Here is a 12702-nt window from a genome sequence, read left to right as displayed (position 1 = left end):
AGGTCTTTTGAGAGTATATTTATTGGTATTTCTGCCTATTTTGCATTGATTGTAGAAATGATTACCGCATAATCGGCGCTCTTGTATTATTAAATTAGTTCCACAATAATTTATTTATGACTTTCTCGTTTTTTGACCTGTTGTTACTCATTGGCATGACTCAAGGGGTTATCGCTTCTTTGTTATTGCTATTCACACGTGATGAAAATCCAAGTCATGTGTTTTTGGCATTGGCCATCCTGAGCTTTTGTTTATTATTTTTAAAGATCATAATGAATTACAACGGTATGTTAAGCATGCTGTCATTCAGGTATTTTCCTAACTCCTTTGAGCTGGCTACAGCACCGTTGTTTTACTTTTATCTCTTGGCCCTGACAGACAATGGTTTCAAATGGCGCATGCGGAATTTAATTCACTTCCTGCCTTTTGCTTTGGCACAGGGCTATGCTTTGTTACTGTTTTTTGTCGTTCATGACCTGCCAACCATCCATGCCAAAGATTCAATCGCCTCAGAACTTCATTATGTTTTGATTAAAGAAGTTGAAGACTGGTTGATAGTCATCTCAATTTTCTCTTACTTGTTTTTTGGTTACAGAAAATACATACAATTTCACAAGCAGGTCAAAGACAACACCGCAGACAGTGCTTACCCCACCTTATCATGGCTACGCAACATATTGATGTTGAGTGCGTTGTTGGTGGTATGGCTGTTAATCAACATGACCATCAGTCGCTTGAATTTGCTTGAAGCAGACACAGAAATACATTGGAAGCTGTACTTTATCTATCAAGCCGCGGTCACCTATTATTTGAGTTTTATGGCCTATCGGCAACAAAAACCCGATCTGCAACAAATTTACCCATCAGAAGACCATAGAAAAAACAACGGCGTTTCCGCCGAAACCGCAAAGTCATTGGCCCAAGAGTTATTGCTGTTATTGGAGCATGAAAAAATTTACCTGGAACCGGGTTTGAACATCCGTCAAGTAGCCAAAAAACTCTCTGTCAGTCCATCGATTATGTCAAAAGTCATCAATGAACAACTCAATAAAAGTTTTCGAGAACTCATCAATGAATACCGCATTGAAGACATCAAAGTTAAACTCATTGAGCCAGAGAACACCGCTTCAATTTTATCACTGGCATTAGAATCAGGTTTTAATTCGGAGGCCAGCTTTTATCGAGTTTTCAAAAACAACACCGGCCAAACGCCCAAAGCATTTATCAAATCACAGCGATGATTTTACTTTTTAGGGTTGGCAGAGCCCACCCTAGGTCTTGATGGGCAGAGCCCATCCTACTAAGTATTCTTTATTTTTAATAATCTAGGGCATTGAACCTCAACACCCCAGACATGCTACTGCCATTAGCCTTTAACACACACCACTTGCTTTAATGTGTGCACGATTTCAACCAAATCTTTTTGTGCGTTCATCACTGCGTCGATGTCTTTATAGGCTTTGGGTGTTTCATCGATGACTGCGGCATCTTTTCTACACTCAACGCCTTTGGTGGCATCAATGTGGTCTTGTAATGAAAACACTTTTTTGGCCTTGGTACGGCTCATCACGCGTCCTGCGCCATGAGAACACGAACAAAAAGAATCTTCATTACCCAATCCTTTCACAATGAAAGACTTGGCACCCATAGATCCGGGAATGATTCCATAATCATCGACTCGGGCTCTGACTGCACCTTTCCTGGTTACAATCACGTTTGAACCAAAGTGATTTTCGCGCGAAATATAATTGTGGTGACAGTTGATGGCCTGTTTTTTGATACCGAATTCAGGTAAATGTTTAGCCAAAGCTTCCAACACCAAATTCATCATCACTTGACGATTTTTAGCTGCATATTTTTGCGCCCACTCAACCCAAGTCACATACTCATCAAAATACTGAGTGCCTTCACTTAAGTAAGACAGGTTGGTGTCTTCCAAGTTGATGTGATGAACACGCATGTCATTCTTGGCTTTCTCAATAAAATGACGACCAATGATGTTCCCAATTCCACGTGACCCAGAGTGTAACATCACCCAAACATCATCGTTTTCATCCAGGCACAATTCAATGAAGTGGTTGCCACCACCCAATGTTCCGGATTGGTTCATCACTTTAGCAACAGGATCCTTAAGCATCTTGTTTATTTCAGGATGCTGATCTGTTAGATCCTTAACATCCTTCGCCCAAATCTTTTGTTGCGCATCATCAAGTACATTTTCTTTGTGTTGTGCAAACCCAACCGGAACGGCCTTTTCTATCTCGCTACGAACAGCCGCTAAGCTCTCAGGAAGATCTTTGGCATTCAAGCTTAATTGGATGGCCATCATGCCACAGCCAATATCCACACCCACCGCAGCAGGAATCACCGCACCTTTGGTGGCAACAACCGAACCAATGGTTGCACCTAAGCCAAAATGCACATCAGGCATCACCGCAATGTGATTAAAGATAAAAGGCAAAGAAGCGGTGTTTTGTAATTGCTTAATCGCTTCAGGTTCCACAGGAACCCCTTTGGTCCACGCTTTTATATGTTTGTTTTTTGATTCATATACTTCATAATTTCTCATCATTTTTCTCCTTATTACGGCATTGATTGCCTGCTGTGCTGAAAAACCCTTTTTCAGCTTTGAAACTGGATGTCTCCAGTTCGCTTACTTCAACTGGTGTTTTTTACGCCAATCAAAAGTGTGGTACCCAAGGTGGGAGTCGAACCCACAAAATCCGGTTTCTAAAACCGGCACGTATACCAATTCCATCACTTGGGTATAAATTTAAGCAAAAAAAAACCCTCTCGGAATAATCTGAGAGGGTTTTTAAATAATTTAATATGTAACTTACAAAATTATCGCGCGCACCTCTCCATTCCCGATTTCATCAGGCTATTTTGCAGATCCGAATGTGTGCGATAAAAATTCATAGGCGGCAAGAATACTGATACAACTTTTGTTTGTCAAAACAAAATCAGTGCTTAGTTGAATCAGTTGGCGTTTTATTTCAGGGTCAAAAATAAAAAAACCTTTGTTATTTTGATGGGCAGAGCCCATCCTACCTGACTTTATAGTGTGGGCTAAGCCCACCAAAGATATATGATTGGCAAGACTCATGACACCCGGAAATTCGATAGACAGAGACCAAATCAATGACTCTGACCCCATTGATTTGTTTTTTCATTTTTTTCTTTTTGAATCGGGATTCTAAGGAAACACCAAATTTATGATGAATCCCGTAGGGTGGGCTCTGCCCACCGATAATTCAATGGTTTTTATTTAGTGGAACTAAAATTTATGATGCGAATTGATGGGTGGAGCCCATCCTACCTAACTTTTATTTTATATTATGATTCAATGAATTTTTTATGAATTGATACCATTCGTCATCTTCTGACTTAATCATTTCGTATGACTTATAGTTAAATTGGGATTCATTAAGAATCAAGTAATCAGTATCAAAGTTAAAGCAGGTAGTCAAACCATGATCTTCTCTGTGATTTGACATAACCATCCGACCTGCATTGGAACTCCAAAAGTTTGACTCAGTATGACCAGTAAAGTCATTATTAAGTTTGCAAGGATCTGTCAATTCAGTTTCTTCAATCCTTATAATAATTGTTGATTCTTCTTTACCCTTTAAAACTTCTTTAACTTGAAACAAGTAATAAGTAGCATTAGGCGCCACAGCATTAATCCGTACTACATTCACTAAATCATCCAAATTCATTTTATCAGATTGATTTCTGGAATCAATTAAAGTCGTTTTACTTCGATAAATTTGAATTGGCTCAGCTAAATATATGTTCTCTGTATTAGATAACAATTCTTCAGTTCTAATAGCAGTCTCTGAACTTTCATAACTTTGAATATTTAGAAAAAATATAACAAGAATCAACATAATTACATCAATAAATAATTTAGGTTATTTTACATATGAAACTAAAGGGAACAGTACCCTTTAATATTTGAATTATTACTGCTCCAACAAAAAAGCCCGATTCATCACTGATCGGGCTTTTCGTTTTTCTAATGGTAAAACTATTCCTCTCTATAATCTAAATATTTCAGATATTGTGCATCAATAGAGTTAATCATATTGTCGTTGCAAGACAGAATTGTGGTGGGCGGAGCCCACCCTACGAGGGATTCATACTGCGCATAAAAAAGCCCATCATCTGACAGGCTTTTATTTTTTAATCTTATTGGGTTTACCTCAATCCCAACTCAAAGCCCCACCGGTCTGATACTCAGTCACCCTTGTTTCAAAGAAATTCTTTTCTTTTCTCAAGTTGGATTGTTCATCGAGCCATGACAGGGTGCATTCGGCGCCGGGGAACGGCTCGTCAATGCCGAGTTGGCGGGCGCGTCGGTTGGCGATGTAGCGGAACTGTTCGCTGTGGTCTTCGGCGGAGTAGCCGAGGATGGGGCGACGCAGCAGGAATTTGGCGTAGGTGGTTTCAGCGGCCTCAGACTCGTCCCACATTTCGCGGACTTTAGCTGGGTCGAGTTTGACGTTGTTCTCTTCGATGATTTGTTTCACCACGCGGATACCGAATGAACAATGCATCACTTCATCACGCATGATGTACTGTAGCTGCTCGGCGGTGCCTTTCATCAGGCCGCGTCTTTGTAGCGCGAAAATGGGGCTGAAACCGTTGTAGAACCAACAGCCTTCGAACACGGCGCCAAAGAACATATAGGCCAGCACGAAGTTTTCCATCTCGTCTTTGTCGTTCAAATCGATGTCTGGACGCATGATGGAATCCAAACGGCGGTTAGCGACTTGGATTTTTTGGTTGATCTCTGGGATCACGCGGTAGCGGTTATAGATTTCACCTTGGTCCAGACCAATGGTCTCAATACAGTGCTGATAGGTCCAAGTGTGTAAGGCTTCTTCATAAACCTGACGCGCTTGGTAAATTTGTAATTCTGGGGCAGTCATTTTTTCCATCACCGCCAGGCCAATGTTGCGCATCGCCAGAATGTCTGAAGTGGTCAGATAGGACAACACGTTCTGGTACACGTGTTTTTCATCTTCAGTCAGTGTTTTGTTGTAGTCGTGGACGTCTTGGGTCATGTTGATGTCCAAGGGCGTCCAGTGGTTTTTGTTGGCGTTCAAAAAGAACTTCCAAGCCCACGGGTATTTGAACGGTGCCAGTTGGTTCACATCGGTTAAACCGTTGATCACGCGTTTGTCCTCAGCACGCACTGGTTCCACACCACGCATGGCGTTTTGGTGGGTGTTCTCTGGTGTCACGTTAATCGCTGCAGCTGGAGTTTCAGTCGCTGCAGGTTTAACCGTGGTTTCTGTGACCACTGCCGGTTTTTCAGCTGCCTCTGGTGCTGCTGACTTTGGTTCAGCTGGCTTGGCGGCTGGTGCTTTGTTGGTTTGAGGTATTTGAGGTTTGGCTGCCTCTTGATTGTTACCGAGTCCGAGCGGATCGTCCCAATTCATCATGTTAATTACTCCGCGATTGTTTTGAGCCCTGCACGATGTAGCATTTTTACATCATTGATACATCTTTATTTCAGGGTTCTTTTAGTTGTTGTTTTTTTGTTGAGTGACTGGATGCCACACCATCCTGTGATCACTCCCTATTTATTCTACCCAATTATGTGCTGCTCATTCAAGGCCAATTCTATGGCATTTCATGTTCAATTCACTGCTTGGGGTACTTCAGCTGGCCGACCCAAACACTGAGTTTTGGCCAGCTGAGTATTTGCTGTTTTATATTTAAGATTTTTTATTTACTGACAGGCTTCACAATCCGGGTCAAGGATTGAACAGGCCTGTGGCGCTGCTGAACCGGGCTGGGTATCAACCACCGGCGCTTGGTTAGAGCTGGAATCAACGCTCTTCTCAACGTGCGTTGCACCGACTGAACGCAGGTAGTAAGTGGTTTTTAAACCACGCACCCAAGCCAGTTTGTACAATGAATCCAGTTTCTTGCCAGAAGGTTCTACCATGTACAGGTTCAATGACTGACCTTGGTCAATCCATTTCTGACGGCGCGATGCCGCTTCAACCAACCAGCGCGAATCCACTTCAAAAGCAGTGGCGTATTTGGCTTTCAGGTGATCCGGCACACGATCGATCGGCTGTACGCTGCCATCGAAGTATTTCAAGTCGTTAACCATCACATCATCCCATAAGTCCAGCGCTTTCAAGTCTTCGACTAAATACGGGTTAATCACGGTGAACTCACCAGAGAGGTTCGATTTCACGAACAGGTTCTGATACACCGGCTCAACCGATTGTGACACACCTGAGATGTTTGAAATGGTAGCGGTTGGTGCGATGGCCATGGTGTTGGAGTTACGCATGCCCTGCTCTTTGACTTTTTCACGCAGATCATCCCAATCCATCGCCATGCTTTGGTCTTGGTCAATGAATTGACCGCGTTCATCTTTGAGCATTTGTACCGAATCAATGGGTAGGATGCCTTGTGACCACAATGAACCTTCATAAGAAGGATAGGCACCGCGCTCGGCTGCCAAGTCACTGGAGGCATTAATCGCGTAATAAGAAACCGCTTCCATGGTGTTATCAGCGAAGTTAATCGCTTCTTCAGTGGCATAAGCCATGTCTTGGATGTACAGTGCGTCTTGGAAACCCATCAGACCCAAGCCTACTGGACGGTGCTTCAGGTTCGAACGCCTGGCTTGTGGCACTGAATAGAAGTTGTAATCGATCACGTTATCCAGCATGCGCATGGCGGTGGTGATGGTTTTCTTCAATTTCTTATGGTCAATGCCTTTTTCATTCACATGGTGCGGCAAGTTCACTGAACCTAAATTACACACCGCGATTTCTTCATCGGAAGTGTTCAAGGTGATTTCAGTACACAAGTTAGATGAGTGCACCACACCGACATGTTGTTGTGGTGAGCGGATGTTGCATGGGTCTTTGAAAGTGATCCAAGGATGACCCGTTTCAAACAACATGCCTAACATCTTGCGCCACAGTACGTTGGCTTCGACTTTTTTGAAATTGATGATTTCACCGGCTTCGGCTTTTTGTTCGTAGTATTCGTATTTTTCCTTGAAAGCTTTGCCGTATAAATCATGCAGTTCAGGTGTTTCTTCAGGTGAAAACAAGGTCCAGCTTGCATTGTTGGCCACGCGCTCCATGAATAGATCTGGAATCCAATTCGCGGTGTTCATATCATGCGTGCGGCGACGGTCATCACCGGTGTTTTTACGCAACTCTAAGAACTCTTCCATATCGATGTGCCAAGTTTCCAAATAAGCACACATGGCGCCTTTGCGTTTGCCACCTTGGTTAACCGCCACTGCGGTGTCATTGGCCACTTTCAAGAAAGGAACCACGCCTTGTGATTCACCGTTGGTGCCTTTGATGTGCGCACCCAGGCCACGAACACGTGACCAGTCATTGCCCAAACCACCGGCGTATTTAGATAACAACGCATCGTCTTTGATGGCACTGAAAATACCGTCCAGATCATCTGGCACGGTGGTCAAGTAACAAGACGATAACTGCGGACGCAAGGTACCAGAGTTAAACAGTGTTGGGGTTGAACTCATGAAATCGAATGATGAGAGTAAGTCATAAAACTCAATGGCTCTGGCTTCACGGTCGATTTCGTTGATCGCCAAGCCCATAGAGACACGCATGAAAAATGCCTGTGGCAATTCAATGCGGGTTTTGCCCATGTGGATGAAGTAACGATCGAACAGGGTTTGTAAACCCAAGTAAGTGAATTTTTTATCGCGTTCTGGTTTAATGGCTTTGGCCAAACGCGGGAGGTCGTAACGGGTCAATTCTTTGTCTAACAAATTCAATTCAGCACCGCGCTGGATGTATTTACCGAAGTAATCAGGGTAAATCTCATTCATGTCTTTCTGAGTGGCGTGTTTTTCCTCACCGTATATGAAGCTCAAAGCTTCGGTGCGGATGCCATCCAATAACAAACGGGCAGTGACTTGAGAATAATTAGGGTCTTTTTCAATCAACGCCCTGGCTGACATGGTCAGTGAAGCATTGACATCAGATTCTGCCATGCCATCAAAAACATTGCGGCGCACGTCTTTGGCAATCAAATCTTTGGTCACACCTTTCAAGCCACGGGTGGCTTCGGTGATCAAGGTGTCAAGGCGATTAAAATCCAGTGGTTTGCGGTTACCCTTGGCATCAATCACATGCAACACATCTTCCGCTGCTGCAGGTGAAGGGTCTTGCTTGTCGGCTTTGGCTTTGGCGCGAGCACGTTTTTCGTTTTGTTTTTCACGATACAAAACATAATTACGTGCCGCTTTGTGTTCGCCAGCACGCATCATTGATAACTCAACTTGGTCTTGGATGTCTTCGATGTGAACGGTGCCACCGTCTTCCATGTGTCTGAACAAAGCAAAGTGTACTTGTTCGGCCAACTTTTCCACGGTTTCCCTGATGCGCCTGGAGGCAGCCGCTTGACCGCCCTCAACCGCCAAAAATGCTTTGGTCATTGCCACCTGAATTTTTGACTGGTCATACGACGTGACCTTGCCATTTCTTCTGATGACTTTGAAGCGACTGTTTTGTTGGTCGGTGGTGGTATTTTCGTTGGTGGTTGATTTGGGTTCGGTTCCTTGAACTGTGCTTGCTTGGCTTTCCGATTGATCTGTATGTTGCATAAGACTCGCTGATTTTTGTTGTTTAGTGTAGTAAAAATTTTAAGATTCAAGCTGTTGAAAACAGCCCAATCTTCGCCCCTAGATTTCTTTTGTTAATCAAGGATGTTATCGCAACCGTTTGACTGCTGGCAAGGATAAAATTTGTTTATTTTTTTCCTCAACCCAATATCAATAACTTAGCAAATGATTCTCAATTTCTCATCAAAATAAGTGTGAAATCATGCTTAATATGATAGGCCCAAAAAGGTAATAAATCTGTGAAGTGGTTGTTAAGTTTATGGTGCAGTTTTGTACTTAAATCGCCAAGTATTCAAGATGGCAGCAGCTGTTAAGCCAACGATGATGCCGACCCACAGACCGGGCGCACCCATACCCTTCTCGAAGCACAAATACCACGATGCGGCGAAGCCCAAGCCCCAAAATGAAAGCAGGTTAGAAAGCATGATGAAGTTCATGTCCTTGATGCCACGCAAAGCACCTGCAACAGCCACTTGAATGCCATCTGACAGCTGGAAAACTGCGGCATAAAACAGCAAACCAACAGCAATCAAACCGACCGCTTCGTCATTGGTGTACAGGGCCACAATCTGCGTCGCAAATAAAATCGTGATGCTGGCCGATATTACTTGAGTAAACAGCACCATACCCACCCCAATGAAACCAGCATTTTTGATGTCAACCGGATTACCTCGACCAACGGCATTGCCGACCCTTATGGTGATGCCCATGGATAAGCCCAACGGCACCATGAATAACAGCGACGAAAAGTTCAAAGCAATCTGATGAGCCGCCACGGTTTCCGTCGCCAGTGATGAGGCCAGCAAGGTAATCACCGCAAAAAAGCCCACTTCGGCAAACATTGAAACACCTACTGGCAGGCCGAGTTTAAAAAAGCGTCCAATTTCGCTCCAATCGGGTCGATCGATTTGACTGAAAACCTGGAAAGAACCCATCACCTTGTGTTTGTGGGTGATGATGAAATAAGCCAACATTTGTACTGTGATAACGATGGCAGTAGCGTAACCACAACCCTGTGCGCCCATGGCTGGAAAACCCAATTTCCCAAACATCAATATGTAGTTCAATGGGATGTTCAACAACAAACCCAAAAAGCTCACATACATGGTGGTTTTGGTCACCGATAAGCCATCGGCCAAATAGCGCATGGCAACGAAAAAGGACAATGGAATCACACCCCAAGCCAAAGCATGCAGATAGGCTTCGGCCTCTGGAATCACCTCAGCTTGGGTGTTGAACAGAGCAAACATCGGACCCATTGAGAGGATTACCACAGTAAAAATAATACCCAATATCAGTGCCAACCACATGGCCTGCCGGAAGAAAGGCGCTATTTTGTGGTGGGCCTTGGCACCATCCATGTCTGCCACCACCGATGGTATGGCCATTAAAATACCAAACACAAAAAGAATCGCAGCTGACCACAGAGAACTGCCGACAGCGACTGCCGCTAAGGTCACTGAACCGAGGCGACCTGCCATCACCGTATCCACAAAAGTCATGGCCACCACCGTGACCTGACTGATGATCAAGGGTAAGGACAATTTGATGGTTTGTGTTATGTGCCGTTTGGCTGGCATCACATCCATGGTTTCACCTAAATTACTTTCAGAATGGTTCTAAATCAGTCAAAGAATCGATTAAACTGTTGTATTTAAACAGACGATTTCATATGACTGCTACCGCTTTTGTTACCGGCTCAACGGGGTTTTTGGGCCGACACTTATGTCAACAGCTGGTTGATGCTGACTGGCATGTCACTGCCATGTGTCGCAGCATACCAGAAAATCCAGTTGATGGGGTCAAGTATGTCACCGCTGACTTGTCTGACAAAGCAGCCATGGCGGCTGTCCTGCCTGATCATGTACATGTTATTTTTCACACCGCAGCAGACACCAGCACTTGGCGATTGGAAAGTGCACAACAAACCCAAACCAATGTCCAAGGCACGCTGAATTTGATGCAAGTGGCAATCGAAAAAAATGCCAAAAAGTTCATCTATGTCTCATCCATCACTACTTTTGGTGTCGATCACCATGGACTGATTGAATTGGACGAGAACACCCCACAGGAAGGCGAATCCAGTTGGGTCAATTATGTCCGCACCAAGAGCTTGGCTGAAGGGCTGGTCAAAGACCATGCCGACAAACTCAACGCCCTGGTGGTTAACCCCACCCACATCATTGGCCCTGATGATCAACACAATTGGATACGTTTGTTCAAAATGATGATCAGTGATTCATTGCCTACTGTGCCGATTGGTTCAGGCTCGTTTGTGGATGTCAGAGACGTGGCTCGAGGCTGTATCTTGGCTGCGGAAAAAGGCCAACCTGGCGAAAACTATATTTTGGGTGGTAACAATTTGAGCTTCGTTGAGTTTGTCAAACAATCGGCTGAAGTATTACAGCTCAAAGTTACCTTGCGTAACAAACCACAGTGGTTGTTGAAAGCGGTGGCTGCCATTAAGCTGTCACTGAGCCATTTGACCAGAAAACAACCCGATCTGACACCGGAATCCTTACAAATCATTTCACATCAATTCACCACCACCAGCAACAAAGCCAAAACTGAATTGGGTTATGTAATCAGGCCCATAGAGAACAGCTTGAAAGACATCAAGACAGATTTGGAGCAGCGCGGTATTTTGTGATGTTTAAGTACCAACAAATCATTTTCGATGCCGATAACACACTGTTCGATTTTGACCAAGCCGAAGCCGCCGCCTTGGTCGCTACCTTGGCCCACTTCAAGATGCCAAGACCACCTGGATTGATTGATTTTTACCGCCAGATGAATGTTGGTTTGTGGCAGCAACTGGAGGCCAGAACCATCAACATTGAACAATTAAAACAACGCCGTGCCGAGCAGCTCTTTGATTTCGTTGGACAACAAGCAGACATCAAAACCTTCAGCCTGCACTACTTGGATGAGCTGGCCAAACAACAAATCCTGTTACCTGGTGTGGCTGACACATTGGCGCATTTAACGCCACATTGTGAAATGGCCATCATCACCAACGGCCTGGCACGGGTTCAAAAACCGCGTTTTGCCAACAGCAGTATTCAAGATCACTTTGGTGCATTGGTCATTTCAGAGGAGCTTGGTGTGGCCAAACCCAACCCAGAAATATTTGCTCACACTTGTGACTTAATGGGCTGGGAGGATCCTGCGAAGGTTTTGATGGTGGGTGATAATTACACCTGCGATGTGCAAGGTGCGGTGGATTTTGGCATGCGCAGTTGTTGGTTCAACCTGCGTCAAATTAAACACAACCACAGTGACCACCACTATGAAATCAAGCAGTTTGATCAACTGCTCACTCATATCTGACAGCAACGCATAAAGGTGCTGTTTTACAAAGTTACGATTTTACTCAATGCGCACTGGGCATCAAGCAGCTGCAGGCCACAACCATGCAAACGTACCAGCCACCACTGCGGCATAAATCAAGGCATCAATCAAATAACGTACCGTATTCGACCATGGATGACCATACCAGATTGAGAAAGGAATCAGGCCAAAGCCAAAAGTCAGGAAACCGGTTGCCATCACCTGCCTGAAAACTGCCAAATAATCAGCACCCATTGGCAGCGAGAGGTGCGCCACATAAGCTATCAATAAAACGGCCACCCAATAGTAGATGATTTGTTGCACCATCAACTTACCCATCGGTGGCATGCCATTATCCATGACGCTGACCATGGCAACCGGGCCCTGTTTGAATTTTTGTTGCATGCCCTCATCGTTCATGGCCTGCATGTCCTTACAATGCGGCAAGGTATACAAACCCGGTGCTGTTCCACGGAGCGCGTCTGAGACCGCGTCCTCAGCTCCCAAGGCTTGGTAATCTTTGTCATGGTGTTTAACCACCATATGAAAAAGGGCGCTAACAACCCAACAAAAAATGCCACCCAATAAAATGGGCAACCACAACGAAATTAAAGTCACTGACATAACATTCTCCACACTCAAATGAGATACCAGCATAAAACTGCAACCCTGAGATTTCAATCATCTCAATAATTAAATAACTCAGGGCATGATTCTACGACAACAAC

9 protein-coding genes and 1 tRNA gene are annotated in these 12702 nt (G+C 44.4%); 3 read left to right on the top strand and 7 right to left on the bottom strand.

The features are described 5' to 3' along the window. Positions 1-116 precede the first annotated feature (116 nt). Positions 117-1241, top strand: coding sequence for a helix-turn-helix transcriptional regulator (locus QNI24_RS03120; protein WP_267174827.1), 1125 nt, complete (start codon positions 117-119; stop codon positions 1239-1241). Positions 1242-1366: 125 nt separating this feature from the next. On the opposite strand, the gene QNI24_RS03115 is transcribed toward QNI24_RS03120, so the two are convergent. The 6 genes from QNI24_RS03115 to QNI24_RS03090 all read right to left on the bottom strand — a co-directional run bounded on the left by QNI24_RS03115 (position 1367) and on the right by QNI24_RS03090 (position 10233). Next, a complete protein-coding gene (locus QNI24_RS03115) occupies positions 1367-2572 on the bottom strand; it encodes an RtcB family protein (RefSeq protein WP_267174826.1) in 1206 nt (401 codons plus the stop codon). A gap of 118 nt (positions 2573-2690) precedes the next feature. Beyond that, positions 2691-2767 (bottom strand) — tRNA-Leu (locus QNI24_RS03110). A gap of 559 nt (positions 2768-3326) precedes the next feature. After that, complete coding sequence (locus QNI24_RS03105) at positions 3327-3890, bottom strand: hypothetical protein (protein WP_267174824.1); 564 nt, start codon at positions 3888-3890, stop codon at positions 3327-3329. A gap of 315 nt (positions 3891-4205) precedes the next feature. Beyond that, positions 4206-5450: a ribonucleotide-diphosphate reductase subunit beta gene (locus tag QNI24_RS03100; RefSeq protein ID WP_267174823.1), complete on the bottom strand. Its 1245-nt coding sequence runs from the start codon at positions 5448-5450 to the stop codon at positions 4206-4208. A 290-nt stretch (positions 5451-5740) separates the two neighbouring features. Then, entirely contained in the window at positions 5741-8626 is a 2886-nt protein-coding gene (locus QNI24_RS03095; RefSeq protein ID WP_267174822.1) for a ribonucleoside-diphosphate reductase subunit alpha, read from the bottom strand. A 275-nt stretch (positions 8627-8901) separates the two neighbouring features. Continuing rightward, positions 8902-10233 carry an MATE family efflux transporter gene (locus QNI24_RS03090; protein ID WP_267174821.1) on the bottom strand — a complete coding sequence of 444 codons (1332 nt, stop codon included), beginning with the start codon at positions 10231-10233 and terminating at the stop codon, positions 8902-8904. 83 nt (positions 10234-10316) lie between these two features. On the opposite strand from QNI24_RS03090, the gene QNI24_RS03085 reads away from it, so the two are divergent. Both QNI24_RS03085 and QNI24_RS03080 read left to right on the top strand, forming a co-directional pair. Next, a complete protein-coding gene (locus tag QNI24_RS03085; protein WP_267174820.1) occupies positions 10317-11294 on the top strand; it encodes an NAD-dependent epimerase/dehydratase family protein in 978 nt (325 codons plus the stop codon). Next, positions 11294-11974 (top strand): YjjG family noncanonical pyrimidine nucleotidase, encoded by a 681-nt coding sequence (locus QNI24_RS03080; protein ID WP_267174819.1) that lies wholly within the window; start codon positions 11294-11296, stop codon positions 11972-11974. Before QNI24_RS03085 ends, QNI24_RS03080 begins: the two co-directional genes overlap by 1 nt. Before the next feature lie 60 nt (positions 11975-12034). Here the strand turns inward: QNI24_RS03080 and QNI24_RS03075 are convergent, their stop codons facing one another. After that, positions 12035-12598: a hypothetical protein gene (locus QNI24_RS03075; protein ID WP_267174818.1), complete on the bottom strand. Its 564-nt coding sequence runs from the start codon at positions 12596-12598 to the stop codon at positions 12035-12037. Between the last annotated feature and the right edge of the window lie 104 nt (positions 12599-12702).

Source organism: Marinicella marina, from assembly GCF_030065545.1.
Taxonomy (GTDB): Bacteria; Pseudomonadota; Gammaproteobacteria; order Xanthomonadales; family Marinicellaceae; genus Marinicella; species Marinicella marina.
The sequence above is the reverse complement of the archived record's forward strand: the minus strand, read 5'-3'. Positions and strand labels throughout refer to the sequence as shown.